The 25,268-nt window shown below is 61.9% G+C and carries 23 protein-coding genes and 1 tRNA gene; 7 read left to right on the top strand and 17 right to left on the bottom strand.

The genetic code is table 11. The features are described 5' to 3' along the window. The first annotated feature begins 38 nt into the window (after positions 1-38). The 3 genes from CMASS_RS04965 (at position 39) to CMASS_RS04955 (ending at position 4,005) form a co-directional block, all read left to right on the top strand. A complete protein-coding gene (locus CMASS_RS04965; RefSeq protein WP_027018810.1) occupies positions 39-641 on the top strand; it encodes an MBL fold metallo-hydrolase in 603 nt (200 codons plus the stop codon). 83 nt (positions 642-724) lie between these two features. Then, a complete protein-coding gene (locus CMASS_RS04960; protein WP_022863674.1) occupies positions 725-1,612 on the top strand; it encodes a DoxX family membrane protein in 888 nt (295 codons plus the stop codon). Positions 1,613-1,716: 104 nt separating this feature from the next. Then, complete coding sequence (locus tag CMASS_RS04955; RefSeq protein ID WP_022863675.1) at positions 1,717-4,005, top strand: HelD family protein; 2,289 nt, start codon at positions 1,717-1,719, stop codon at positions 4,003-4,005. Here the strand turns inward: CMASS_RS04955 and CMASS_RS04950 are convergent. From CMASS_RS04950 to rpsA, 7 genes are all read right to left on the bottom strand, one after another. Further along, the gene (locus tag CMASS_RS04950) at positions 3,998-4,438 is read right to left on the bottom strand and encodes a universal stress protein (protein ID WP_022863676.1); all 441 of its coding nucleotides are present in this window, start codon (positions 4,436-4,438) and stop codon (positions 3,998-4,000) included. The genes CMASS_RS04955 and CMASS_RS04950 overlap by 8 nt on opposite strands. 89 nt (positions 4,439-4,527) lie before the next feature. Beyond that, positions 4,528-4,977, bottom strand: a complete 450-nt coding sequence (locus CMASS_RS04945; protein ID WP_022863677.1) for a universal stress protein — start codon at positions 4,975-4,977, stop codon at positions 4,528-4,530. A 29-nt stretch (positions 4,978-5,006) separates the two neighbouring features. Continuing rightward, positions 5,007-7,115: an excinuclease ABC subunit UvrB gene (gene uvrB / locus CMASS_RS04940; RefSeq protein ID WP_022863678.1), complete on the bottom strand. Its 2,109-nt coding sequence runs from the start codon at positions 7,113-7,115 to the stop codon at positions 5,007-5,009. 10 nt (positions 7,116-7,125) lie between these two features. Then, positions 7,126-7,488, bottom strand: a complete 363-nt coding sequence (locus tag CMASS_RS04935; RefSeq protein WP_022863679.1) for a DUF4259 domain-containing protein — start codon at positions 7,486-7,488, stop codon at positions 7,126-7,128. Between the two features lie 79 nt (positions 7,489-7,567). After that, positions 7,568-8,158 (bottom strand): dephospho-CoA kinase, encoded by a 591-nt coding sequence (gene coaE / locus CMASS_RS04930; RefSeq protein WP_022863680.1) that lies wholly within the window; start codon positions 8,156-8,158, stop codon positions 7,568-7,570. A 42-nt stretch (positions 8,159-8,200) separates the two neighbouring features. Continuing rightward, positions 8,201-10,279 (bottom strand): glucose PTS transporter subunit IIA, encoded by a 2,079-nt coding sequence (locus CMASS_RS04925; RefSeq protein WP_022863681.1) that lies wholly within the window; start codon positions 10,277-10,279, stop codon positions 8,201-8,203. Between the two features lie 181 nt (positions 10,280-10,460). Beyond that, positions 10,461-11,918: a 30S ribosomal protein S1 gene (gene rpsA, locus CMASS_RS04920; protein WP_022863682.1), complete on the bottom strand. Its 1,458-nt coding sequence runs from the start codon at positions 11,916-11,918 to the stop codon at positions 10,461-10,463. A gap of 291 nt (positions 11,919-12,209) precedes the next feature. Here rpsA and CMASS_RS04915 point away from each other — a divergent pair, with 291 nt between their 5' ends. Further along, positions 12,210-12,680 carry an RDD family protein gene (locus tag CMASS_RS04915; RefSeq protein ID WP_027018811.1) on the top strand — a complete coding sequence of 157 codons (471 nt, stop codon included), beginning with the start codon at positions 12,210-12,212 and terminating at the stop codon, positions 12,678-12,680. 28 nt (positions 12,681-12,708) lie between these two features. Here CMASS_RS04915 and polA read toward each other — a convergent pair whose 3' ends face one another. After that, complete coding sequence (gene polA, locus CMASS_RS04910; RefSeq protein ID WP_022863684.1) at positions 12,709-15,291, bottom strand: DNA polymerase I; 2,583 nt, start codon at positions 15,289-15,291, stop codon at positions 12,709-12,711. Between the two features lie 141 nt (positions 15,292-15,432). Between polA and CMASS_RS04905 the strand changes: the two genes are divergently transcribed. Continuing rightward, positions 15,433-15,506: transfer RNA gene (locus CMASS_RS04905), tRNA-Leu, on the top strand. Between the two features lie 352 nt (positions 15,507-15,858). Here the strand turns inward: CMASS_RS04905 and CMASS_RS04900 are convergent. The 7 genes from CMASS_RS04900 to CMASS_RS04870 form a co-directional block, all read right to left on the bottom strand. Beyond that, the gene (locus CMASS_RS04900; protein ID WP_022863685.1) at positions 15,859-16,968 is read right to left on the bottom strand and encodes a hypothetical protein; all 1,110 of its coding nucleotides are present in this window, start codon (positions 16,966-16,968) and stop codon (positions 15,859-15,861) included. A gap of 2 nt (positions 16,969-16,970) precedes the next feature. Continuing rightward, positions 16,971-17,396, bottom strand: a complete 426-nt coding sequence (locus tag CMASS_RS04895) for a hypothetical protein (RefSeq protein WP_156831826.1) — start codon at positions 17,394-17,396, stop codon at positions 16,971-16,973. 771 nt (positions 17,397-18,167) lie between these two features. Then, positions 18,168-20,321 (bottom strand): AAA family ATPase, encoded by a 2,154-nt coding sequence (locus CMASS_RS04890; protein WP_084684454.1) that lies wholly within the window; start codon positions 20,319-20,321, stop codon positions 18,168-18,170. A gap of 140 nt (positions 20,322-20,461) precedes the next feature. Then, the gene (locus tag CMASS_RS04885; protein ID WP_022863688.1) at positions 20,462-20,668 is read right to left on the bottom strand and encodes a hypothetical protein; all 207 of its coding nucleotides are present in this window, start codon (positions 20,666-20,668) and stop codon (positions 20,462-20,464) included. After that, entirely contained in the window at positions 20,665-21,078 is a 414-nt protein-coding gene (locus tag CMASS_RS04880; RefSeq protein ID WP_022863689.1) for a hypothetical protein, read from the bottom strand. The genes CMASS_RS04885 and CMASS_RS04880 overlap by 4 nt, the downstream gene beginning before the upstream one ends. A gap of 77 nt (positions 21,079-21,155) precedes the next feature. Continuing rightward, a complete protein-coding gene (locus CMASS_RS04875) occupies positions 21,156-21,278 on the bottom strand; it encodes a hypothetical protein (protein WP_273665910.1) in 123 nt (40 codons plus the stop codon). After that, on the bottom strand, positions 21,278-21,472 hold the full coding sequence (locus CMASS_RS04870; RefSeq protein ID WP_022863690.1) for a helix-turn-helix domain-containing protein: 195 nt from the start codon (positions 21,470-21,472) through the stop codon (positions 21,278-21,280). Before CMASS_RS04870 ends, CMASS_RS04875 begins: the two co-directional genes overlap by 1 nt. 116 nt (positions 21,473-21,588) lie before the next feature. On the opposite strand from CMASS_RS04870, the gene CMASS_RS04865 reads away from it, so the two are divergent. Together CMASS_RS04865 and CMASS_RS04860 are read left to right on the top strand one after the other, a co-directional pair. Next, a complete protein-coding gene (locus CMASS_RS04865) occupies positions 21,589-22,098 on the top strand; it encodes a helix-turn-helix domain-containing protein (protein ID WP_027018813.1) in 510 nt (169 codons plus the stop codon). Further along, the gene (locus tag CMASS_RS04860; protein ID WP_084684455.1) at positions 22,091-23,218 is read left to right on the top strand and encodes a tyrosine-type recombinase/integrase; all 1,128 of its coding nucleotides are present in this window, start codon (positions 22,091-22,093) and stop codon (positions 23,216-23,218) included. Before CMASS_RS04865 ends, CMASS_RS04860 begins: the two co-directional genes overlap by 8 nt. A 275-nt stretch (positions 23,219-23,493) precedes the next feature. On the opposite strand, the gene CMASS_RS04855 is transcribed toward CMASS_RS04860, so the two are convergent. After that, entirely contained in the window at positions 23,494-23,676 is a 183-nt protein-coding gene (locus CMASS_RS04855; protein ID WP_205617739.1) for a tyrosine-type recombinase/integrase, read from the bottom strand. 172 nt (positions 23,677-23,848) lie between these two features. Beyond that, entirely contained in the window at positions 23,849-25,132 is a 1,284-nt protein-coding gene (locus tag CMASS_RS04850; RefSeq protein ID WP_420536141.1) for an IS30 family transposase, read from the bottom strand. Positions 25,133-25,268: the final 136 nt, after the last annotated feature.

Here is a 25,268-nt window from a genome sequence, read left to right as displayed (position 1 = left end):
GGGAACTGCTAGGAAACGATACCCGTACAGTGGAAATCATGACTACTGAGCTGCAGCTGCACCACGTGTCCGTGGGCGACATGGACAACAACTCCTATCTGCTGGCCGCGGGCGGCGAGGGCCTTCTTATCGATGCCGCGGCCGACGCCGACGCGCTCTTGGCGCTGGCCCGGGACGCCGGCGTGGACATCACCACCGTGCTCACCACGCATCGCCACGCCGACCACGTCGGAGCGCTTTCCCAAATTTTGTCTGCGACCGGGGCGCGCCATATCTCCTCGTTCCTCGATTCGCCCGCCCTGCCCGCGCCTGTCGATGTCGAGCTGCGCCACGGTGAGACCTTCGAGTTCGCCGGCCACGAGCTGCCCGCCATCATCCTGCGCGGCCACACTCCCGGCGGGCTAGCCACCGCCGCGGACATCGACGGGGTCACCAACCTGTTCGTCGGCGACTCCCTCTTCCCCGGCGGGCTGGGCAAGACGGCCTCCGAGGGGGACTTTTTCCGCCTGTACAAAGACGTCACGGAGCGGCTGTTCAACGCGTACCCAGACGAGGCGGTGGTTCGCCCCGGCCACGGCGCCCCGACCACGCTGGGCGAAGAACGGCCCCAGCTCGCGGAGTGGCGCGAGCGGCGCTGGTAACGCGCGCGACGTCGAGGCTATTCGAATCCGCGTAGACTGTGGCGACACAGTACGTCACACCTCACTAGAAGGAGTACGAGTTAATGATTCGCAAGATTGCCCGCCCGATGCTGGCTTCCGTCTTCATCTACGACGGGGTGGACAACGTCCGCAACTCCGCGGACCACGTGAAAGAGACCGAGTCTGCTCTGAAGCTGGTCCGCGGCGTCGTGCCGAAGGACTACCGCGGCTTGGTCCCGAACGATCCGGAGACCGTGGCCAAGGGCCTGGGCGGCGCGAAGATCGGCGCCGGTTCCCTGCTCGCGCTGGGTAAGGCGCCGCGCACCTCCGCCGCCGTGCTGGCCGCGGCTTCCCTGCCGTCCTTCCTCGGCCGCAACGCGTTCTGGAACGCGAAGGACTCCCAGGACAAGGAGGCCCGCCGCAACGGCTTCCTCACCTCCGTGGCCTTGCTCGGCGGCCTCGTGCTGGTCACCCAGGACACCGAGGGCAAGCCGTCGCTGCGCTGGCGCGCCGAGGACGCCGGCAAGCGCACCTCCAAGAAGGTTCAGTCCGCTCTGCCGGGCAAGTCCGAGACCCAGAAGTTCGCCGACGACGCGTCCGACTGGTTCAGCGACAAGACCGACAAGGTCAAGGATTACGTCGACGACAACAAGGACGACTGGCAGGAGGCTGGCCAGAACTTCTTCGACACCGCGAAGTCCTACGTGGAAGACGCCAAGGACTTCATCGATGACAACAAGGACGACTGGCTGAAGTCGGCGCAGAAGAACGCCAAGACCGCCAAGAAGTCCGTGGTCAAAAACGCCTCCAAGGCCCAGAAGAAGGCCGACAAGGCGCTGAGCGATGTCGACACGAAGAAGGGCAAGCGCGCCGTCAAGAAGGCGGGCAAGAAGGCCGACAAGCTGCAGGACAAGGCCGATAAGAAGCTGGCAAAGGCCATCGACAAGGTCGGCGACCTGATTAACGACTAGCCTGCGCTACAATCAGCGGCTCAGCTTTTTAGCTGGGCCGCATTTTCTTTGCCCTGGTGTCCGGCTTTTGCACACACCCTTCTAGTACGCGGAGGTTGTCTTCGATGTCTAACGCTCGCCACCCGGCCACCGACTCCGAGGCCGCCCATCAAGACGCGGAGATCGCGCGCGAGCAGCGCTACGTCGACGGGCTTTTCGCGCACCTCGACCACGAAGTCTCCGCCGCCCAACAGCGCCTGGCGGACGTGCAGAAGGACGTCGATCCGGCCACGCCGGAAGACGACGCGCTGGTGCGCCGCGAGACCGAGTACCACGGGCTGCAAGCCAAGCTCGACCGGTTGAACCTAGCGCAGGTCGGGCTGGTGTTCGGCCGCATCGACATCGACGCCCCGGGGGACAACCCGACCGCGGAGGGCCTCGACCGGCGCTACATCGGCCGCATGGGCATCGACGACCGCGCGGACGACTACCGCACCCTCCTGTTGGATTGGCGGGCGCCGATGGCGCGCCCGTTCTACCTGGCCACGACCGCCCAGCCGGAGGGCGTGACCGTGCGGCGGCACATTCGCACCTCCGGGCGCGAAGTCACGGGCTTGAGCGACGAGGTACTCTCCCACGGCGCCCAACCCGCGGCCGCCGATTTACCGCCGAGCGCAGCGGACGACGGCGTGGGCGGCGAATCCGCCCTCCTCGCCGCGCTCGATAGCGCCCGCACCGGCCACATGCACAGCATCGTGGAGACGATCCAGCGCGAGCAGGACGACATCATCCGCGATAGCACCCGCGGCGTCATGGTGGTCGAAGGCGGCCCAGGCACCGGGAAGACCGCCGTTGCGCTCCACCGCGTTGCCTACCTTTTGTACAACTACCGCGAGCGTTTGGGCTCTACCGGCGTGCTCATCCTGGGGCCGAATACGACCTTTCTCGACTACATCTCCCGCGTGCTGCCGGAGCTCGGCGAGACCGGCGTGGTGCTATCCACCGTGGGCGAGCTGTTCCCCGGGGTCACGCCCACGCATCGCGAGGATCTGCTGGCGCGCGAAATTAAAGGCTCCGAGGCCATGGTGGAGATCCTGCGCGAGGCCGTACGCGACCTACAGCGAATCCCCGACGAGGCCGTTACCGCCACGGTGGATCAAATAGACCTCGAGGTGACCCCCGCCATGGTCAAGGCCGCCCGTACCCGCGCGCGGCGGTCGCGCAAGCCGCACAACGACGCCCGCCTGGCGTTTACCGAACACCTCGTGGATCAGCTCGCGCACCAGCTCGCGGACACGATCGGCGCGGACCCGCTCGGTGGGGCGAACCTGCTGTCCCGTGCCGACGTCGACCAGCTCCACGACGACATCGACTCCTCCCCCGCCGTTGCCGCGCTTCTCGATGACTGGTGGCCCCACCTCACCCCGCACGGCGTCCTCGCCGATCTTCTTAGCGACCGGGATGCCATCGCCCGCGCCGCCCACGCCTACGACGACGAGACGCGCGAGGCGCTCTACCGTCCCGTCGGCGCCGCCTGGACGCCCGCGGACGCGGCGCTGCTCGACGAGCTCGCACAGCTGGTGGGCATGCCCGACCCCGATGCCGAGCAGGCGGCGGCCGACGCCGAGTGGCGCGAGCGTGTCGCGGAAGCGGAGGAAGCCCTGGACGTCCTGGCGTCGTCGGAGTCCACGGACAACGACGACGACACCTTCGAGGCGGAGATCCTCTCCGCCCACGACGTCATCGACCCGGAGGCCCTGGCACGGCGCCAGGAGGCGCGCGATACGCGCACCACCGCCCAACGCGCGCGGGCCGACCATACCTGGGCCTACGGGCACGTCATTGTCGATGAGGCACAGGAGCTCAGCCCCATGGAGTGGCGCATGGTCTTCCGGCGCAGCCCGTCGCGGTGGATGACCCTTGTTGGTGATACCGCGCAGACCGGCGCCCCCGCCGGCGTAGATGACTGGGCAGAAACGCTGGAGCCCTTCGTCGGCGCGCGCTTTCGTCACCACGAGCTCACCGTCAATTACCGCACCCCGCAGCCCATCGTCGACGTGGCGAACCACCTGCTCGAGCTCATCGACCCGGAGGCCACGCCGGCGGTGTCCGTGCGCGACGGCGACCCGGTGCGCTTTGTGGACGCCGTTCCGGAAACCGCAGAAGACCCCGACCGAGAGGGAACATTCACCGACGCCGACGGCCGCTTGCACGCGGTGATTGACGCCGCCAACGTCGAGGAGATGAAGGGGCTCGAGTTCGACCACGTGACACTAAAAGAGCCCCGGGAGATCCTCGCCGGATCTCCGCAGGGGCTCCATAACCTCTACGTCGCCATCACGCGGGCGACGCAGACGCTCACCGTCGTCGGCACATGGCCGACTGACGTCGAGCTGGAGTCAGCAGTTAGCTGACGGTGTGCACGATCATCACGTCGCAGTCGGACTGACGGGCGACGTCCGCCGGGACCGAGCCGAGCAGGCGGCCGGTCAGGGAGTTGATGCCGCGGTTACCCACGACGAGCAGCTCCGCGTTGTTGTCCTTGACGATGTCCATGAGGGCCTGCACCGGGGTGCCCGGGCGCACGGCGGTCTCGATGTTCTTCGCACCGAACTTCTCGGCGTGCTCGCGGGCCGACTGCAGGTTGGCCTCCGCCTTCTCGTCGCCGAGGATGGTCACGGTGTCCTGACGCAGGGTCTTGGAGGCCTGCTCCTTGTTTTCGTAGTAGGCGCAACCAATGACGAGAGTGGCGTCGAAAGCCCCCGCGATGCGCGCGGCGCGTTCGACGGCGAGCAGGGAGGACTTGGAACCATCCGTACCGACGACAATCTTGTTGTAATCGCTCATGGTATGTGCCCTTTCCAGGGAAATTCATTCCCTCGTCTTCAGAAAAATACTGTTACAGCGATGCTTTATTTTAGCAGCTGGATCGCCATTTATTGCTGCGTTGTGTTCACAACCACTACGTCACAGTGCACTTTGCGCATCAGCTCCGTGGACACGGAGCCGAAAACACGCCCCGACAGCGAGTTAATACCGCGGTTACCCACGACAAACACGTCCACGTCGTGCTCCTCGCCGACTTCCATGAGCGCATGGACGGGATCACCCGATTTAGGGATAACCTCCACCTTGTCCGCACCTTCCTCAGCGGCGATTTTCACCGCCGCGTCCAAATACGACTCGGCGGACTCTTCGCTGACGATCGGCAGCTTGTCGGTCTCGCTGGAGTGGGCGCCGAACACGCCGCCGTGGTGCGTGTAGAACGCCGTGACGATGATGAGCTTGGCCTGGTAGGCGCGGGCCATGCTGGCGGCGGTGCGCACCGCCTTTTGCGCGCCGTCCGACCCGTCGGTACCAACCGCAATGACGTCGTAGTGAAGCATGTGTCCCAGTCTAGATCCCCGCCCGCGGGCTAGATGCCTGCTTCTTCCAGCCCGCGCTTTTCCTTCTTCAAGTCGGCGATCTCGTCGCGCAGCCGGCCCGCCAGCTCGAACTTCAGCTCGCGGGCGGCGTCGCCCATTTGCTTGGTCAGATCATCGATAAGCGCCTGCACCTCGTCCGCGGCCATGGAAGACACGTCGGGGCGCTCGACCAACGCAGCCGGGTCGCCGTCGCGCGTGCCGTCCTTGTCAGAGTCACCGTCCTGGTCCTCGTAAACCTGGTCGAGGATATCGGCGATCTTCTTCCGCAACGGCTGCGGGTCAATGCCGTGTTCCTCGTTGTACGCGATCTGCTTCTCGCGGCGCCGCTCGGTCTCATCGATGGCGTTGCGCATCGACTCGGTGATCTCATCTGCGTACATGATGACCTCGCCGGAGACGTTACGGGCCGCACGTCCAATGGTCTGGATGAGCGAGGTGGTCGAGCGCAAAAAGCCCTCCTTGTCGGCATCCAGGATGGCCACGAGCGAAACCTCCGGGAGATCCAGGCCCTCGCGCAGGAGGTTGATGCCCACCAAGACGTCGTATTCGCCCTGCCGCAGCTGGCGGAGCAACTCCACGCGCTGCAGCGTGTCGATGTCCGAGTGCAGGTAGCGCACCTTGATCCCGTTTTCCATCAGGTAGTCCGTGAGATCCTCGGCCATGCGCTTGGTCAGGGTGGTCACCAGCACGCGCTCGTTCTTCTCCGTGCGCTCGCGCACCTGGTCGATGAGATCGTCAATCTGGCCCTTCGTCGGCTTGACCGTGACCTTCGGGTCGACCAGCCCGGTCGGGCGAATGACCTGCTCGACGAACTCGCCGCCGGACGCGGTCAGCTCGTAATCGCCCGGTGTCGCGGACATGTAGACGGTCTGGCCGACGCGCTTTTCAAACTCGTCGAAGGTCAACGGTCGGTTGTCCATCGCGCTGGGCAGCCGGAAGCCGAACTCCACCAAGTTGCGCTTACGCGACATGTCGCCTTCAAACATGCCGCCGATCTGCGGCACCGTCACGTGCGACTCATCGATAATGGTGAGGAAGTCTTCCGGGAAGTAGTCCATGAGCGTTGCCGGCGCAGATCCGGCCGGGCGGCCGTCAACGTGCCGGGAGTAGTTCTCGATGCCGGAGCAGAACCCGACCTGCTCGATCATCTCCAGGTCGTACTCGGTGCGCATGCGCAGGCGCTGCGCCTCGAGGAGTTTCCCGCGGTTTTCCAAGTCCTCCAGGCGCTCCGCCAGCTCGTCCTTGATGTCCTGGATGGCCTTGGCCATGCGCTCGGGGCCGGCCACGTAGTGCGTCGCCGGGAAGATGCGCAGCTCGTCAACCTGCTCGATGACGTTCCCGGTCACCGGGTGGATGTAGTAGAGCGCGTCGACGTCGTCGCCGAAGAACTCGATGCGCACCGCGCGTTCCTCGTAGGCCGGGATGATATCCACCGTGTCGCCCTTGACGCGGAACGTGCCGCGGGTGAACCCGACGTCGTTGCGCTCGTACTGGATGTCCACCAAAAGGCGGAGGAAACGGTCGCGTTCGACCTCGTCGTCCACCTTGAGCAGCACCGAGCGGTCCAGGTAGGACTGCGGTGTGCCCAGGCCGTAAATGCAGGAGACCGAGGAGACCACCACGACGTCACGGCGTGACAACAGCGCCGAGGTGGCGGAGTGGCGCAGGCGCTCCACGTCGTCGTTGATGGACGAGTCCTTCTCAATGTAAGTGTCCGTCTGCGCGATATACGCCTCGGGTTGGTAGTAGTCGTAGTAGCTGACAAAGTACTCGACCGCGTTGTGCGGCAGCAGCTGGCGCAGCTCGTTAGCCAGCTGGGCGGCCAGGGTCTTGTTCGGCGCCATCACCAACGTGGGGCGCTGCTGCTTTTCGATGAGCCACGCCGCCGTCGCCGACTTGCCCGTACCCGTCGCGCCCATGAGCACGACGTCGGACTCGCCCGCGTCCAACCGGCGGTCGAGCTCCGCGATCGCCGTCGGCTGGTCGCCGGCCGGTTCGAATTCCGACTCAACCTTGAAATCGCCGCCCGTGCGCTCGATCTCGCTGACGGGGCGGTGCTCGGATTCCGATAAAACAGGGTGCTCCGCTGCAAAAGCCATGCCGGCCAGTCTACGGCAGGACGGCCCGCGCAGTCTTCACCCAGTTGTCCAGCTCGCCCGTGGCCTCCCACAGCGCGTAGATGGTCGAATTGTCCGGGTCGATGGCTTTTTCTATCCGGTGGCGCAGCCACAGGCGGCGGTTGTCCGTAAATAGGCAGCGCATCCGCGCCGCGGCGATCCCCGGTGGCAGATCCTCCTGGGGCGCGGTGGCCAAAGCCCCGAGTGCGATAATGGCCTCGGCCTCGTCGGCATCGAGGTCGTCGTCGGCACAGGTCTCCCGGAACACGTCGAAGTCGAACGTGCCCGTCCGCACGGCATCGACAATCTCGCGGGCCCGGTGATTATCAAACGGCCCGACACCCCATGTGCCCATAGGCGGCAACGGTAGGCACCGGAAGTTAACGGCCCCGATACGCGAGGTGAATGTTAGGCGACGCTAAGGCGAACCCTGGCTACAGCACGCGCCGGAGAACCTCGTCGACTTGGGGCGCCAAGTCTTTTTTCGGACCGTTGTTGTCGATGACGAAGTCAGCCGCCGCGAGGCGCTTATCGTCAGAGATTTGTTGCGCGATGCGCCGCCGCGCGTCCGCCTCGTCCAGCCCGCGCGAGGCCACTAGGCGCCGCACGCGCTCGTCCACATCGACGTCGACCACCACGGTGACGTCCATGTCCTTGTCCAAGCCTTTGTCCACCAGCAGCGGCATGTCGTAGACCACCGCCTTCTCCCCCGCCTCGCGCGCGGTCTGGAAGCGCTTTTGGGTGACCTGGTGGATGCGCGGGTGGGTGATTTCGTTGAGGCGCTGCGTGCTTTCCGTGTCGGCGAAGGCCCGCTCGGCCAAAAGCCCGCGCTTGAGGGCGCCGGAAGAATCGAGGATGTCGGCACCGAACGCATCGGCAAGCTCGGCCAACGCCGGCTCACCCGGCTTGACGATGTCCCGCGCAATCGCGTCCGCATCCACCACCGGGATGCCACGCTCCGCGAAGAGCGCGGCCACCGTGGACTTTCCGCTGCCGATGCCGCCTGTCAGCCCAATGAGTCGCATGCCCCAGAGGATAACTGCTTCGGCGCGACTAGTTCTGCACGTTTACTTTCCGAACACGCGCAGCAGCGTATCGGACGGGGTGACCTCGCCCTCGACAGCATCCACGCCGGCACACTTCGCGGAGTTGGTGACCACGACCGGGGTGATGAGGTTGTAACCGCGGGCGGTGATGAACTCCGGGTCGAAGCTTATGAGCTTGTCGCCGGCGGAAACGCGCTGCTTCTTGTCCACATGGACGGTAAAACCTTCGCCGCCGAGCTCGACGGTGTCGATACCGACGTGGATGAGCAGCTGGACGCCGTTGTCCAAGTTGAGGCCCACCGCGTGCCCCGACTTCTGCACGGTGAGCACCTTGCCGTCAGCCGGCGCGTACACCGTCGTGCCCGTCGGTTGCACCGCCACACCCTCGCCCAGCTTGGCGCCGGCGAAAATTGGGTCCGGCACCTCGCTCAGCGGCACCGCGTGGCCGGCGAGCGGCGAGTCGAGCTCCACCACGCCGGATTCCACCCCCGCGCCAGCCGTCGCCGTCGTGGCCGCGGACGCCGCTACCGGTGCGCTAGCGCTGCCCTGCGCCGCGTCGCTCGCCTTCCGGTCGCCCGGCTCAGCGGTGCCGGCGTCCTCGACGGTGCGGTGGGCATCGTCAAGCGCGGCATCGTCACGCGAAGCCTCCCTGCGTTCTGCTTCCCGGCGTTCGGCGATGAGGCGCTGGGCCTCCTCCTTCTCCTCAGCGGTGCGGTAGCCGAAGAAGAGGGTGAGCAGCAGCGAGGTGGTGAAAGCCACGAGCACGCCAATGGCATAGCCGCTCCACGGATCGAAGGCGTTGATGGTGAGCGCGGAGGTGAAGACGAAGGCGTTGGCCTTGACGTCGAAAAGCCCCATGACCACACCGCCGAGCGCACAGCCCGGCAGCAGGCGGTAGTAGGAGCGGCGGAAGCGCAGCAGAATGCCGTAGAGCGACGGCTCGGAAATTCCGCCGAAGATGCCGGCGGCGAACGCGCCCACGGACACCTGCGTCATCTGCTGGTTCTTCTCGCGCAGGGAGATGATCATGACGCCGGCCACGACGCCGAAGCAGGCGAAGTTCCAGGCCCCCATCGGGCCCTGGATAAAGTCGTAGCCGTAGACCGCGATGTTCTGGATCATGATGACGTTGAGCGGCCAGTGCAGGCCCATCGGCACCAGGAACGGGTAAAGCAACGGGATGACGATGGCCAGGACAAACGGCGAGAAGTCGTTGATGGCGTACAGCGCGGAAGAAATGGCGTTGCCCACGCCGATGCCGAACGGACCGAGCAGGAACGCTGTCGCCGGGATCATAATCAGCAGCGAGAAGAAGGGCACGAACACCATGTGCACGGCGTTCGGGATGATCTTCTTCAGCGCCTTCTCCACGAAGTACAGGCCAATTGCTGCGAGGATCGGCGGGAAGACCTGGCCGCCGTACTCGTTGATGACGAGCGGGACGCCGGAGACGTCGAGGACATCTCCACGCTCGCCCATGCTCATGAACTCCTGAGTGAGCAGCGCAGCCGGGATGGCGGCCGAGACCCACATGTTGGCGCCCAGCTTCTGCGCCGCCGTGGCGCCGACGAAGATGGGCAGGAAGTAGAACACGGACTGGTACATCGCGTGCGCGAGCTGGAACAGCGGCGGTTGAGTGTCCACGTCCGCGCGGAAGTCCTGGATACCGACGGTGTCTGCCAGCACCAGCAACATAATGATGAGCGAGGCGCCCAGCAGAGCCCACAGCACCGGCCGGAAGGTATCCGAGAGGAACTCGAAGGCGTAGTCGACCCAGCCGTACTTGCCGCGCACGCCGTCGTAGTTCTTCTTCCCACTGTCCGCGTTGCGCCCCTCGGCGCTCGCGTTCACTCCGGGTAGCTTGATGATCTCGTTGTAGTACTCCGCTACCCCGCCGCCCATGACGACCTGGTAACCGTGCGCGCCCTGCGGCACGGTGCCCAGCACCGCTGGGTCTTGGTCCAGCGCGTCCTTATCCACGCTCGACGAATCACGCAGTTGGAAGCGCAGGCGCGTCGCGCAGTGGGTCAGCGACGTGATGTTCTCCGCCCCGCCCAGGTGCTCGACGATGTGTTGCGCAGTGTCTTTAGTCGACGCCACGACTTTTCTCCCTCTTGTAGCTACGCGCCGCCGACATGCCCCGGCAGCTGGTTACGGGTGGGAGTGTATCGCGGGCGAATTTAGCCAGACAAACCTCCGCCGAGGTTGTTGCAGGCGAAAACGCGAAAAGACCCCGGCAACTCATGTGCCGGGGTCTATTTCAGCGAGAAGCTAGTGTGGCTTAGTTGCCGGCCAGCTTGTCGCGCAGCTTAGCCAGCTGCTCGTCGGAAGCCAGGGAGCCAGCCTCCTCGGTGGTGCTGGACGCCGGAGCTGCGTCCTGCGACTCGGAGGAGAAGTTGGCGTCCTCGCCGGCCTCGGCAGCCTCGGCGGCTGCTTCGCGGTGGCGCTGGATCTGCTCGGAGTGGAGCTGGAAGCGACGCTCGGACTCGGCGTAGCGTGCCTCCCACTCCTGGCGCTGCTCGTCGTAGCCCTCGAGCCACTCGTTGGTCTCCGGGTCGAAGCCCTCCGGGAAGACGTAGTTGCCCTGCTCGTCGTAGGAGTCGGCCATGCCGTACTTCGACGGATCGAACTCCTCGGTGTAGTCCTCGTCGGCCTGCTTGATGGACAGGGAGATGCGACGACGCTCGAGGTCGATGTCGATGACCTTGACCATGATCTCTTCGCCGACGTTGACAACCTGGTCCGGGACCTCGACGTGGCGCTGCGCCAGCTCGGAGATGTGAACCAGGCCCTCGATGCCCTCCTCGACGCGGACGAACGCGCCGAACGGGACGAGCTTGGTGACCTTGCCCGGGACGATCTGACCCACAGCGTGGGTGCGGGCGAAGACGCGCCACGGATCTTCCTGGGTGGCCTTCAGGGACAGGGACACGCGCTCGCGGTCCAGGTCGACGTCGAGAACCTCGACGGTGACCTCGTCGCCCACGGTGACAACCTCGGACGGGTGGTCGATGTGCTTCCAGGACAGCTCGGAGACGTGCACCAGGCCGTCGACACCGCCCAGGTCCACGAAGGCACCGAAGTTGACGATGGAGGACACAACGCCCTTGCGGACCTGACCCTTCTGCAGCTGGTGCAGGAACTCGGAGCGGACCTCGGACTGGGTCTGCTCGAGGTAGGCGCGTCGGGACAGCACGACGTTGTTGCGGTGCTTGTCCAGCTCGATGATCTTCGCCTCGAGCTCCTGGCCGACGTACGGTTCCAGGTCGCGGACGCGGCGCATCTCAACCAGCGATGCCGGCAGGAAGCCGCGCAGACCGATGTCCAGGATGAGGCCGCCCTTGACGACCTCGATGACGGTACCGGTGACCGGCTCGTCGCGCTCCTGGAGATCCTCGATGGTGCCCCAGGCGCGCTCGTACTGGGCGCGCTTCTTGGACAGGATCAAGCGGCCTTCCTTGTCCTCCTTGGTGAGAACAAGCGCGTCAATCTCATCGCCGACCTCGACGACCTCGTCCGGGTCGACGTCGTGCTTGATGGACAGCTCGCGGGTCGGGATGACGCCTTCGGTCTTGAAGCCGATGTCGAGCAGAACCTCGTCGTGGTCGACCTTGACGACGGTGCCGGACACGATGTCGCCGTCGTTGAAGTACTTGATGGTCTGGTCGACCGCTGCGAGGAAGTCCTCAGCGGTACCGATGTCGTTGATCGCTACCTGAGGGGTGTTGGAAGTGGGCATATTTTTATGTTGCTCCGAATTGCGTATAGGAGATCGAAAATGGACAGGTGCATGTCTCTCGATTGCGCGAACTTCCGACGGCCTTGCTGCGCACGCCACCGCTACTGCAGCGACGCCACCGGCCGACAAGTCGAGGAATCGATCCCACCCCGCGGGCACAACGGCCCTCCTATTGCGACCGTAAGTGCCGAAAGGGCATAGACACGCTCAGCAAATCATACATACTCGCAGCTATGCGGGCAAACACTTTCCCCTAATTCCTCTGGGGCCGAGTGCTAGGATTTTGCCTCGATGACTATGGAGCGACTCGTCCTCACCGGCCGCCGCATCCTCGCGTGGTGGATCGATGCCTTCGCCGTGGGTGCGGTGGTCATCGTCCTGCGGTGGATCATCAACGCCATCACCGCTCACACCGGCGCACTCACCACCGCGCCCGCCGATGGCCTGCTCAACGGCACCGCCCAAACCACCTACGAAACCATCGCCTGGGCCGTATTCTTCTACGTCTACCGGGTCATCTTTGAAGGCCGCTACCGCACCTCGCTGGGCAAGTGGTCGCTCGGCCTCGAGGTGGTCAGCCCCTACCCCAGCTACCAAGTCGCCGCCGTCCGCAACAGCTGGTTGCTTCTCACCCTCGTCGGTATTTGGGTGTACCCGTGGCAAGACATCATTCCCATCGTGGTGGGCGCGACCATGTTCATCTGGGGCCAGCACGTCTTTGACAAGCTCGCCGGCGCCATCGTCCCAGAAAAGATGCGGTAGCGTGTCGGCGCGGTAGCCTATCGCTGCGCTAGTGCGCGGCGGAGTCCCAGCTGTGCCCCTCGCCCGTAGAAACCTCAAGCGGGACAAGCAGGTTGATCGCCGAGTCCATTTCGCGCTCGACGGTGGCGCGGACATCGGCAAGCTCGCCGGGCGCCACCTCGACCACGAGCTCGTCGTGGACCTGTAGCAGCACACGGGACTTGAAGCCGGCCAGGGCTTTATCCACGCGCAGCATCGCGACCTTGATGATGTCCGCCGCGGTGCCCTGGATCGGCGCGTTGAGCGCGGCGCGCTCCGCATTCTCGCGGGCCATCCGGTTGTCCGAATTGAGCTCCGGCAGGTAGCGGCGGCGCCCAAAGACGGTGGCGGTATAGCCATCGCGGCGCGCCTTGTCCACGACCTCCGCGAGGTAGCGCTGCACGCCGCCGAAGCGCTCGAAGTAGGACTCCATGATCTTCTTCGCCTCGCCCGCCGGGATGGACAGCTGCTGGGACAGGCCATAGGCGGACAGGCCGTAGACCAAGCCGTAGGACATCGCCTTCACGCGGCGACGCAGCTCCGGGGTGACCTCCTCAACCGGCACGTCGAAGACTTTCGAGCCGACGTAGTTGTGCAGGTCTTCGCCCTCGCGGTAGGCCTCGATAAGCCCGGGGTCCTCCGAGAGGTGCGCCATCACACGCATCTCGATCTGCGAGTAGTCGGCGGTCAGCAGCGTCTCGTAGCCCTCGCCCACCACGAAGCCGGAGCGAATGCGGCGGCCGGCCTCGGTGCGCACCGGGATGTTCTGCAGGTTCGGTTCGGCCGACGACAGCCTGCCTGTCGATGCCACCGTCTGGTTGAACGTGGTATGGATGCGCCCGTCCGGCTGCACCGTCTTGATGAGCCCCTCGAGGGTGCTCTTGAGCTTCTGGTACTCGCGGTGGGCCAACAGGTGATCCAAGAACGGGTGCGGGTGCTTGGCCGCCAGCTGCTCGATCTCCTTAGCCGCGGTGGAATACCCGGTCTTGGTCTTCTTCGTCTTCGGCAGCTCCAGCGTTTCAAACAACACTGTCTGCAGTTGCTTCGGCGAATTGAGGTTGAGCTTGTCGTCGCCAGCGATAGACCGCGCGTCCGCGAGTTCTTGGTCCACGTGGTTGGTAAACACGTCCAGCTGCTCGTGGAGGGTACCCAGATCCACCGCGATGCCGGTGGCCTCCATGCGTGCCAGGATGGCCGAAAGCGGCAGCTCCATGTCGGTGTACAGCTCGAAGGAGTCGATCTCCTGCAGCTGGCGGGTAAGCGCCTCGGCCAGTTCCATCACGGCCGCCGCCTGGTCGATGAGGCTGGTGTCATCGAGCAGGCTCACCTGGTCGTCCGAGGTGGCCAGGGACTTGTGGAGGTGGCGCTGGTAGACATCGGCAAGCGCGTAGCTTCGCTGCCCCGGCCGCAACAGGTACGCGGCGATGGCGGTGTCGTGGGCAATGCCCCGCAGTGTGATGCCGCGGCCAGCCAGCATGTGGAACGCCGCCTTGGCTTCGTGGAAGTACTTCTCCGCATCAGACTCCAGCCACTCCTTTAACGCCTTCTCGTCCGCAGGCGAAATCTCCGCCAGCTCGGCCTGGATGCCGTGGCGCTCGCCGTCCACCAGCCCGATAGCCTGCGCGTCGCCCTGGCCCGGGCGGCCGTCGCCATGGAGGAACACCGCGACGTGACGGCGGCCGTCCAGCCACGTCGCCAGCGGCTCATCGTCGATGGTGACGTCTTCCGCCGGCTCGGGCGCGGTCTCCTCGCCGTTGTTCGGCACCGCGGTAAGGATGCGCTCACGCAAGTTCTGGCCGAACTCCAGCTCGTCGAGCTTCGCAGCCACCTCTGCGACGTCGGCGGTTTTAAAGGCCAGGTCGTCCGGCCCGACGTCCAGATCCATGTCGGTGACCATCTGCGTCAGCTCGCGGTTGAGCCGCACCTGGTCGATGCGCTCGCGCAGGTTGCCGCCCACGACGCCCTTGATCTCGTCGGCGTGGGCGAGCAGCTCATCGAGGTTGCCGTACTTCAGGATCCACTTGGTGGCGGTCTTCTCCCCCACCTTCGGAATCGACGGCAGGTTGTCCGACGGGTCGCCGCGCAGCGCCGCGAAATCCGGGTACTGCGCCGGGCTCAATCCGTACTTTTCTTCCACCATCTCCGGCGTGAAACGCCGCAGGGTGGACACGCCCTTGATGGGGTACAAGACGGTGGTGTGGTCATCGACAAGCTGCAGGTAGTCGCGGTCACCAGTGACGATCAAGGTCTCGTAATCGCCGGCCTGCGTGGCGATGGTCGCCAGGATGTCGTCGGCCTCGTAATTCTCCACCGACAGGGTGGTAATACCCAGGGTGTCGAGCACCTCCCGGATTAGATCCACCTGGCCGCGGAACGCCTCCGGGGCGGCCTCGCGTTGGGCCTTGTACTCGGCGAACTTCTCGGTGCGGAACGTCTTGCGTCCCACGTCGAAAGCGACCGCGATGTGGTCCGGCTCTTCCTCGCTGACGATGTTCGCGAGCATAGACAGAAAGCCGTAGACCGCGTTGGTGTGCTGGCCGCCCGACGTGGAGAAGTTCTCCGCGGGCAGCGCGTAGAAGGCGCGGAACGCCATCGAGTGACCGTCAATGAGCAGAAGGCGAGGTTTCGTAGCAGACACGGTTGCCCAGTCTAGGCAATCGGGCCGCCGCGCTTGGCGATGCCTCTCCCCGCGATTTCCGTCCGCGGACGGCGGTGGGTTACTATTTCCCCCACGGCCCCTGTAGCCCAATTGGCAGAGGCAACGGATTCAAAACCCGTCCAGTGTGAGTTCGAGTCTCACCAGGGGCACCGTAAGCTGCGCAAACACCGCTTCCCTCGTGACTACCACCTCGAAAGTGTCCAAAAAGTGTCCACAAAGCAGCACCCCTCTTCCACGTGCACGCTCACGACTACTATGGGGAGTTGCCAATAATTGGTGGACCCCACTAAGTGAGTGCCAGTGTTCCGCAACTGGTGTTTTATCAGCCCCGATACTTTCTGACATACCCGTCAGAAAGTAGCCCCTGTCGAGCGGAAAACCTTACCGACGCCGGTAAAGTTCCCCAGCCACGACAGCAAAAAAAGGGGGGTGCATTCGGAATGCAACCCCTCTCTCAAGGTCGCACTCCGATACACCCCGCGTGCGAACACCGCGGACTAGCTACACCACCCGGCGCTTCCGCGCCCCGGTTTCCTTAACCGGCTTCGACTTCAACTCGCCAGCACGCCACCGCTTCCACTCCGAAATGAGCTCATCCCCCCTCAGCTCACTACGCCGGCGCAACTCATCCCAATCCAAGCCCGGGGGAAGAATGGACCCAGGGGTACTAGCTCGCAAGTCACGCAAGTACTCAAACTCATCCCGGAAGTAACGAACGGACTCAACAAGCTTTGCCCGTCGCTCATACTCTTCCTTATCGTCCCCCAAAGGGTCGACCAGCACCGAAAACTCATCCACCCCCTTAGCAACCAAGTCTTCGGAAGTTCCCCACACCGGGTTTAAGTCCGTGCACTCCACGAAGAGCACGTCCGTATCTACCGTCGTGGCACCTTCCCGAAGGTTGCCGAGGAAGTCTCGCTGCGCCTCCTCACTAATACCGTGCTTGAGGAAGGTGAACTCCTTTATCGCGCGCTCGAAGTCTTCCGGTCCTTCCACGCCCGGCATGCCCGCCTTCGTCAGCTGGCGTGCTGCACGCGTCATACGCTTAGCCGCGAGAATGACTTCCTCACTATCTCGCCCCAAATCGAGCTTGGCCGTAAGATTCTCAAACTTGCACCCGATTCCAAACTCCGAAAGCACCTCACGCTGCAACCACTCGGGCAACCCGGACCACGCCTCAGCCGCCTCACGAAGGCCTTCCTCTACGACCTCACGAAGCAGGTCGCCAACCTCCGCGGCAATCACGCCAGGGGTCAACTCATCGTTATCCACCTCAGTACGAAGTTCTCCCACAGCGCCGGCCACCACATGGTCCACCCGTGCCACACCACGGGAATCGCGCACACCCGCTGCCGAAGAAATACGCCCCGCAACCGTCGACGCCTTCAACTCACCCCGCGCCCAACGAGCCCCAAGGTCAGCCAAATCATCCCCCGTCCACGAAGCGCCCACAGTCTCAACAAGCTCTTCCAAACGAGTCACCACACGACGATCCGCCTCACGAAGCTTCGCCTCCACCGCCGGGCGCTTACCGATAAACCCCAAAAGCGGTTCCCACTTATCCAAACGACGAACAAAAAACGCGCCATACTGCTCTGCCAACTCACTCACGATTACCCCTCGCTCCCGGCCTTCGCCTGATTCTTCAACTCTTCTTCACGCCGCGCACGACGCTCCCGCAACTGGTCCAACACACTCTTCTCACGCCCCGGCTCCACCGCCGGAACCACATCCAACAAGTCCAACTGCTTCAACACCCGGTTCAACGACTCCCGCTGCCGACGCTGCTCAGCAACCGCCCCATCAACAACCACGTCAAACCGCGGCACACCCTCGGTTTGTTCTTCAGCCTCTGCCTTCAGCGACAACCACAAACCACGCCGGCTACGAACCGCACCGTCAAGACGCTCCAACACGTCCGCACAACGACACGCCTCAACAAGCAGATACAACGTCGCCGGGCTAAACCGACGCGCAACCGTAGCCGCAGCCCACAACCGAAGACCCGCACGCCCCAAACCAACCGGCGGCTCAGTCATAGGACCAACAACATCCTCCCAATCCGCCGTAGTGATTGAGCTCCGCTCCACCTTCGCCGCATGGTCCTCGGAACGAGCATTCCTACACCGCACACACGGCCGCTCACCCGCCCGATAATGAGCCTGATACCCAGACTTCGTTCCACACGTCTCCCGCCGGGTAGGTGGCTTCAAACCACCCATACCAATACACCCCCGAATTTCGTACTGTTATCAATTGTGACGCGATACCAAGCCGACCAGCGAGCTTGTATATACATCGTCACTACATATGTTACACCCGTCCAAACAGCAGTCTATGTGCAAACGCACGTACATAGGTGCCGAAAATGTTACGAGCCAGCTACCTCCCAATACCGGCAGGAGGGATGATCGGCCTCCGGGGGAGTCCCTCCCCACCCCTCTTGTTGGATATATCCAGTGGTGCGCATATGCGAGTGTCGCTGTTTGCGTTGCTTTTACTCAACATTGAGTAAATACTCTGTCGTTGTGTCGTTGCGTCGTTGTGTCGTTGCGTTCAGCGTATTTATCGTTGTGGTGTTGCGCTGCGATTTGTGGTGTGTGAACCGTTCCAGGTTTGGAAGCGTTTCGCTTGAGAGTTCACGAAGCTTTGCGTGAACGCTCGAAGTTCGTCGATTCTTCGGCGATTGTTTGAAGCTTCTTGTCGCTCGTTGATGGTGTGATGAGTTGTCCAGCCCATTTTCGGAAGGGCGTCCGCCGGAACTTTCTTCCATTTTTGGAATAAAGTCCTGACCTGCGGGGGGTAGGGGTTTAAGCGGCGGCTTGCGAACGGGAGAACTTTCCCTTGCCGTCCCGGGTAACAAGGCCTTCATCCGTTAGAGCATTGAGGACAGTTCCGATGTCGCCGATTTGAGCTAAGTCCTTCTTCGTGAAGCACCCCTTCAGGGTCTTAATGGTCATGCCGTTATCGGGGCTTAGACAGTTGAGGACCAAGTTACGTACGTCGGTAGTCGCCGCCCTAGAGGTGGTTTGATTTTCAGTTGGGCCACTCTTTAGGACGTGTCCCAACTGGCTTTCTGCCACAGTTGGGCCAATCAGTTTCTGCTGGTCATTCCCAGTTGGGCCAGTTGGGCCACTCTGACATGCACGAGGCCGTTTAGTGGCCTCACTGTCCCGACTGGGAAGCGACCACGTTGCTTGCCGTGGGAAACCGGCCTGTTCCGAAGTGCCGCCTAACTTCTTGAAGGCCCGTTTAATCGTTCGTTCGGAGGCGATCTTCTCCCGGGCCGCCGCTTTGAAAACGGCCGCTCTTGTACTCGGGCCATGAAGGGTTAAGTAGTCTTCGAGCCAGGCTTCTGCTTCGGTGCGGTCGTCTTCGTTGTTGGCGATGGTGGAGTCAAGAAAGTCGGTGGCGGCCGTGTCGGTGAATTCACCCCATTGAATTGTTCCAAGTTCGGTCTTCGTCCCGTCGTCGAGAACGAGTGGATGTGAAACTAGGCGGGCTTCACGTGATACCTTTCCGCGGGCAAGGTTGGACTTAGTGTTGGTTACGATGAGTCGTCCTTCGTCTTCGTCGACAGCGGCAGACAAGACACTTCGTGCGATTTGACTCCACGCGATTGAACCGAGCATTAATCGGCCAGTATCTTTCCCCTCACGTTTACCGAAGTGCGCAAGCCCCAAGATGGTTATCCCGTGCTTATCTGCATTTGCGGCAAGAGGTTCGAGAAACTGCCTAATGTCGTCATCTCGGTACCCGTCTAGTCTCGGATCCATTGCAGACTTTGCAGCGTCAAGTACGACAAATTCCACGCCTTCACTAGAGAGCTCGTTGAACAGCAAGTCCGTATCGGCGGGTAGCCGTAGTTGACCTTCGCGGCCAGTTTCAGTGTCAACGTCGATGAAGAAAACGTTGTCGAGATTGGCCCCAGCTGCTTCCAAACGGGGGCGGACGGTGTAGGAACGCGAGTCTTCCGAGTTGAGGTAAGCGCACTTCATGCCCTGGCGGGAGAACTGGGCGACCCAAGAACACGCGATAGTGGATTTACCGACGCCTTCGCGCCCTGCTAGCAAGGTGAGCATTCCACGGGGGATCCACTGATCAATAAGCCAGTCGACGCTTTCGGTTTTCACGGTTGACGCGGCGACTAATCGCACGCGGCGACGCCCAATCTTTGGCTCCAACTCCTCCAAGTCATCGGGGCTGTAGCCTGCCAGAATATGTTCGGCGGCGTCGTTGGCAGCTCCAGCTGCGGTAGTGACGCGGATAGATTCTGGTCGGTCAAGGCCTAAGCCCTGGAGGTAAATGGAAAGTGATTGTGCTCGTTTGTGTCCAGGCTTGTCGTTGTCGGCGATGATGACTACGTCGCGCCCCTTGAGCGGTGACCAATCGGCTTTAGAAGGGTCGTTGTTGCTGCCTCCCGCCTGCGAGACAGCAGCAGATCGCCAGTTGCGACGTATCTCTTTAACGTCCTTTTCACCTTCAACGACGTACACGGCACCGGGAGCGGTGAGACTGTCTACGCCGTAGAGGGAACGGATCGTTGCTTTACATCCGTGAGTGCAGCGAGACGGCACGGAACCGTGAGGGCATTTTTGACTAAACTTCTTGCCGCGTCCACGAATGACCCTGAACCCATCCGAGTAGTCGTAGCGGTCAGAATACGTGTTGTCGTAGAGGTCTTTTAGCTCGAGTCCAATATGGCGGAGGAACTCTTCTGTAGCCCCAGTCGGCTCGTTGTGTACATGAACGAGCGTGCATTGCCTCGCTTCGTTGTAGGAGATGCTCGTTCCCAAGTCGCGCCCTGAATGTCCAGGGGTCTGAATGCTGGCTTGCTTACCCGCTTCGGTGACGCGAACGTTCAACCCAGATTCTTCAGCGCGGGATACCACTAACTCGAAGGAGTTCATGGTGTGTGCGTTGTTGTTTCCCTCGCCGCTAGGTACAATGTTTTTTGTCAACATATCAACCCCATCTCTGATTGATTTCCCGCCGTGTAGTTCCCCCGCATGCACTGGTCCTGCATGCGGGGTTTCCCCGTTTTGGGGATTGTGCCCGTCCCCGGAGTCGAACCGGGGAAGGTGACCTTCCGGGCTGCTTGTTGTTACGCCTTCGGCGCCGCGATTCCTTCAAACAGCTGCCTGATACGCCGGCTAATGGTGAGCGATTGCGTGGCGAGCTCGTTCATGCGGTTCTTGTCCGCTTCTGTCCACGGTGCTTTTTGGTCAACGATTTGTCCGTATTCGCGGGTTAGCTTTCGGGACTCGTTGATGAGACGGTCTATCTCTTGCGTCCGGGTGTCGTTGCTCATGCGTCGCCTTGGCCGTTGTCGAAGCTTGCACTGAGTGCGTTGCGTTCGTCTTCGAAGCGGATAGCTTCCTTCGCGTAGTGTTCGATGGCTTCAGCGTCGCCGGCGCGGTGCGCGTCAACGAGGGCGTCGACGGCAAAGTCTCGTTCCCATTCGAGGCCTGTGAGCTTGAGCTTTTTGGCGTCCTCTGCTTTCTTGCGGTTCAGCGCTTCGTAGCAGTGGGTGCATACCGACACGGTTGTGTCGGTGTCGGAGAGCAGGGTCTTGAAGTCCTTCTTGGAGAAGTGGAGTTTGACGGCTAGGATCCGGTCGAGGGTTTCGCCGCTCCAGGTAATGACTTTCCTGCCGGTTGATTTGTCCGGGCAGGCGATGTGTGCCGTGACGTGGGCGGTTGGTTCGGTAGAATTGTTCACGGGGATACACTCCTTGTCTTGGTCTCCAGCAGTGTTATTGTCAGGCGCGCTGCTGGGGGCTTTTTCTGTGTGGGTGGTCATGGTTTCTGCTTCCGTTCAGTCGAGAGGTCTGGTTGGTCTAGGAAGTCTTTGAGTGCTTCGAAGGGGCGGTAGATGAACTGCTCTTCGCCTTCGTGTTCGTGGTCCTGAGGTGCCGGCATTAGGCGACCTCCCCTACTGGGGTACCCAGTGCTTCGTAGAACGGGCGGGTGGGGATGGTGTACCGGCCACCGATCTTCAGCGCCGGGAATGGAGTTTCGTTCTTCCGGATTGCGGAAATCAGGGTGGAGTACGCGACTCCGAGTTCAGACGCCGCCTCGCGGACGGTGATGGCCTTCGGGACTGTTGCAGGCATGTCAACTCCTTCTGTCTATGCATGTCTGGTGTTAGTGACTATACACGACATGGACAGATCAATGTGTTCATAATGAACATGTTGATATTTCAGCTGGTGACACGCACAATTGCGTTATGAGCAAACCTCTAAGTTTCGGGATGGCCGTAGAAGGCGTCCGCAAGTACTTAGGGCTGTCACGCACAGAACTGCAACGCCGGCTTGCCCAAAACGACACCCCGATCCACATGACCACTCTTCGCCGCATAGAAAGCGGGGAACAGGAACCTAAGCTGTCAGACGCTCAAGCCATTTCTAAGGCACTAGGCGTCTCTCTAGAGGTTCTAACGTCCAGCGAGGCCGTTCCCCAAGGCCTATTCGAGCTCGCTCTATGCCGCGCCACATTGGCAGATAAAACTAACGCTGCCTTGTCGAGTCTCCACGAGTGGGAACAGGCAGGAATCAAACTTGCGAAGTCCATCTCCGAGGCCGAAAATTTCGGCATAGATGGACCCCAGTTAGCAGAGGCTCGAACGGACCTCAGGGACAACTTCGATTTGAGTAACCTAACTGCAAAGCTCAAGGACTATTCTGAGGCCAGAAAGTACTGGGCAGAATACTTGGAGGATCGCGCGGCCAATGGCTAGAGGGCGCCCTGCAACCCCGCCCGGAACTTGGGGCACAATTTCCACGAAGCAACTTCCGAACGGTAACTGGCAGGCTTCCACATGGCTCAGGCTCTACACCGGCCGCACGAAACGGAAACGAGGCAACGGCACCACAAAGACCGCCGCCATCAACCGCCTTAAGTTCAACTGCCAGGAAGAACTAGGCACAACCGGCGACGGGCCCCTATCCCCCTCGAGCCCGCTCAACGACGCGCTAGACCAATGGTTACGCCAGAAAAGCGACGAAGTAAGGGAAGTGTCCTACGACCGTTACGTGTCCGCTGCGAACAACCACATCCGTCCCGAAATCGGGGCCCTTCGTCTCAACGAGTTGCAGCCTTCGAGGCTCAATGTGTGGTTGAAGCGCCTCTCCCCCGGCCCGCGGGACACGGTGAGAACCGTACTCAACGGGGTGTTCCGCATGGCGGTTCGGGACGGGCTCATGCGCGGTAACCCCATGACCGTGCTTGAGCGCGTGAAGTCAACGAAGAAGCAGGTGCGCGCCCTTTCCAGTAGTGAGCTTACCCGTTACCGGGCGAACATCTCAGCTTCCCAGAACGACACCCTGATCGATGTAGTGGACTTGTGTCTAGCTACGGGGCTTAGGGCAGGGGAAGCTCTCGGGTTGCGGTGGCAGGACATCCACCTACACGACGACGTCCCATATCTCGAAGTGGCGGGGACTCTCGTGTACTCGAAATCTAATGGTCATTTTCGGAGCCCGGTGCCGAAGACTGATTCGTCCCGCCGGTCAGTGCGGATCGCCCGCGCAATCCAACCTATGCTTCAGCGGCGTGAAGAGAAGTACGTCAACTTCATTGAGCCGGTGTTTCCCTCCGCTACGGGAACGTACATCCCTGAAGCTAACTTCAACCGGCTACACCGGAAGTGGCGCGGGGAAGAATTCCATTGGGTAACGGTGCACACGCTCAGGAAAACGTTGTCGACGAACCTAAGCGAGCGGTACGGAGCGCACGCCGCGTCAATCGTGCTCGGTCATGAAACCGATCGTCTTACGCAGTCGACGTATATCCATAAAGACGGGCGCCGCGTGGACCTGAGCGACGTGGTTGACGGGTATCTAGGTCGAGGTGAATAGTGTCCATTTAGTGACCACTAATAAACGTCAAGCCCTGTTCGCAACGAGAACAGACGTAACGTTTCCGGTGGTAAACGAGTTATGGACGCATTCATCCACCCCTGAAATAGGGTTTACCCCACACCCGTCCAGTGTGAGTTCGAGTCTCACCAGGGGCACTTTTCGTAACAACCCTCTGACCGGGAACTTCCTGGTAGGGGTTGTTTTTTCATGTTACGAAACAGGAGTCATTGCGATCATAACGATCAGGACGCTCACAAAATGTTGTCACGGAATCAGGACCACAAATCCGCCATTTTCGCAGACACAGACCCCAAATCATCATCAAAAAGATCCGCATAAGTATTTAGCGTCATGGCCGCGTCCTCGTGCCCCAGCTGCCTGCTCACCACCAGAACGGTTGCCCCAGCACTGATAAGCAGCGACGCCGCGGTGTGCCTTAAACCGTGCGGGGTGATGTGCGGGAATGCGGGGTCAGCAGCCTATAGACGCGCCACAGCCTCCGTAAACCAGCTACCAGAACTAGGAAGACGCATAGGAGTAGACGGGTCGCCAGGACTGTGGAAAAGATACTCCCCTGGTCCCACAGCTGCTACACGTGCTCGAAGATCATCAGACACAAGGCGGATTCTAGTGATCGTTGCAACACTCGTTGTCGTTGATGGGGTGGGAGTTTAGCAGTTCGGCGAGTTTCTCTGCGGGGGTGTAGAACCCGAGGGTTTTGCGTGGGCGTCGGTTGAGTTGGCAGGCGACGAACTCTAAGTCGGTTTCGGTGTGCACGCTCAAGTCGGTGCCTTTGGGAAAGTACTGGCGGAGCAGTCCGTTGGTGTTTTCGTTGCTGCCGCGCTGCCACGGTGATGCTGGGTCGCAGAAATACACCGGGCAGCCGGTTTTTACGCTGAATTGTTTGTGGTGGGCCATTTCGCGGCCTCTGTCCCAGGTCAGCGATGCCCGCAGATGCTGCGGAAGCTTCTCGATCGTCTCGATGAGCTTGTCTTTGACAGTGACCGCATCGTGTTTGTCGGGAAGATGCAACAACATCACATACCGGGTGGATCGTTCGACGAGGGTGCCGATCGCAGATTGGCCGGCTTTGCCGATAATCAAGTCACCTTCCCAATGACCGGGCACAGCCCGGTCGGCAACTTCGGCAGGCCTGTCGGAAATCATCAACATCTCGTCGCCGAACCGTGGGCGTTTGCGTTTGACCTGCGACCGACGTCTCGCGCGCCCGCGGCGGAGGGCTTGTTGGATATCTTTTTTCAAATGCCCTTTGCCCTGGATGAACAGTGACTGGTAGATGGTTTCATGACTCACACGCATAGTCTGGTCATCGGGGTAGTCCACCGGCAAACGGCCAGCGATTTGCTCTGGCGACAACCGCTCTTTCAGCCCAGCGTCGACCGCCGCTGCCAAGCGCTTATTCCGATCTAACTTCCGGGGCTTCGGCCGCAAACGACGCCGCACGCTCAACCGGTGGGCACTACACGGCCGGTATGCGCCACCGTGGACACAGTCGCGGGCGGGTTCTCTGCTGATAGTCGATGGGGCCCGTCCCATCTTTCGCGCAATCGCGCGCATCGACATGCCCTCACGGCGACAATCTGCGATGTATTCGCGGTCTGTAATCGACAGATACCGCGGGCTGATTGTCTTATCGACAGCCGCGAACGGAATCGACTGACCTGCGATTCGGATATCTTTCCGACCAAATTCCAGCAACGCCATAAGCCGGTTATAACGCTCTGCATCAGGACCAGCAGGCACAAAACGCTTCGAGTTCGCTTTCGGTGTCATTAAACCCTGCTGGACCGGATAGGACATCGCTTTGCTCACCCCAGTCTTTTCCGCTGCTTCCAGCCGGGAAAAGCCCTCAAGACGCAACTCGAGAAAGGCACACCGACGACTCGTCATCCGCTCCCGCTGCGCACCCCACCCCTGGACCCACAAGCCCATGCGCTCACCGGTCCGATAAACCTGAGAGTGCGGCGCCCCAGTCGCACGCACAATATCCGCCGGCTTCCACCCCTGACGCCACAAACGACGAATC

This window comes from Corynebacterium massiliense DSM 45435 (genome assembly GCF_028609805.1).
In the GTDB taxonomy this organism is placed as follows: Bacteria; Actinomycetota; Actinomycetes; order Mycobacteriales; family Mycobacteriaceae; genus Corynebacterium; species Corynebacterium massiliense.
This window is presented reverse-complemented; position numbering and strand designations above follow the sequence as displayed.

Bases quoted from the DNA above. Each gene is read 5' to 3' on its own strand.
- CMASS_RS04965 (WP_027018810.1), top strand. From the start codon at position 39: ATGACTACTGAGCTGCAGCTGCACCACGTGTCCGTGGGCGACATGGAC.
- CMASS_RS04960 (WP_022863674.1), top strand. From the start codon at position 725: ATGATTCGCAAGATTGCCCGCCCGATGCTGGCTTCCGTCTTCATCTAC.
- CMASS_RS04955 (WP_022863675.1), top strand. From the start codon at position 1,717: ATGTCTAACGCTCGCCACCCGGCCACCGACTCCGAGGCCGCCCATCAA.
- CMASS_RS04950 (WP_022863676.1), bottom strand. From the start codon at position 4,438: ATGAGCGATTACAACAAGATTGTCGTCGGTACGGATGGTTCCAAGTCC.
- CMASS_RS04945 (WP_022863677.1), bottom strand. From the start codon at position 4,977: ATGCTTCACTACGACGTCATTGCGGTTGGTACCGACGGGTCGGACGGC.
- uvrB (WP_022863678.1), bottom strand. From the start codon at position 7,115: ATGGCTTTTGCAGCGGAGCACCCTGTTTTATCGGAATCCGAGCACCGC.
- CMASS_RS04935 (WP_022863679.1), bottom strand. From the start codon at position 7,488: ATGGGCACATGGGGTGTCGGGCCGTTTGATAATCACCGGGCCCGCGAG.
- coaE (WP_022863680.1), bottom strand. From the start codon at position 8,158: ATGCGACTCATTGGGCTGACAGGCGGCATCGGCAGCGGAAAGTCCACG.
- rpsA (WP_022863682.1), bottom strand. From the start codon at position 11,918: ATGCCCACTTCCAACACCCCTCAGGTAGCGATCAACGACATCGGTACC.
- CMASS_RS04915 (WP_027018811.1), top strand. From the start codon at position 12,210: ATGACTATGGAGCGACTCGTCCTCACCGGCCGCCGCATCCTCGCGTGG.
- polA (WP_022863684.1), bottom strand. From the start codon at position 15,291: ATGGCGTTCCGCGCCTTCTACGCGCTGCCCGCGGAGAACTTCTCCACG.
- CMASS_RS04895 (WP_156831826.1), bottom strand. From the start codon at position 17,396: ATGACTGAGCCGCCGGTTGGTTTGGGGCGTGCGGGTCTTCGGTTGTGG.
- CMASS_RS04890 (WP_084684454.1), bottom strand. From the start codon at position 20,321: ATGTTGACAAAAAACATTGTACCTAGCGGCGAGGGAAACAACAACGCA.
- CMASS_RS04885 (WP_022863688.1), bottom strand. From the start codon at position 20,668: ATGAGCAACGACACCCGGACGCAAGAGATAGACCGTCTCATCAACGAG.
- CMASS_RS04875 (WP_273665910.1), bottom strand. From the start codon at position 21,278: ATGCCGGCACCTCAGGACCACGAACACGAAGGCGAAGAGCAGTTCATC.
- CMASS_RS04870 (WP_022863690.1), bottom strand. From the start codon at position 21,472: ATGCCTGCAACAGTCCCGAAGGCCATCACCGTCCGCGAGGCGGCGTCT.
- CMASS_RS04865 (WP_027018813.1), top strand. From the start codon at position 21,589: ATGAGCAAACCTCTAAGTTTCGGGATGGCCGTAGAAGGCGTCCGCAAG.
- CMASS_RS04860 (WP_084684455.1), top strand. From the start codon at position 22,091: ATGGCTAGAGGGCGCCCTGCAACCCCGCCCGGAACTTGGGGCACAATT.
- CMASS_RS04850 (WP_420536141.1), bottom strand. From the start codon at position 25,132: ATGACGAGTCGTCGGTGTGCCTTTCTCGAGTTGCGTCTTGAGGGCTTT.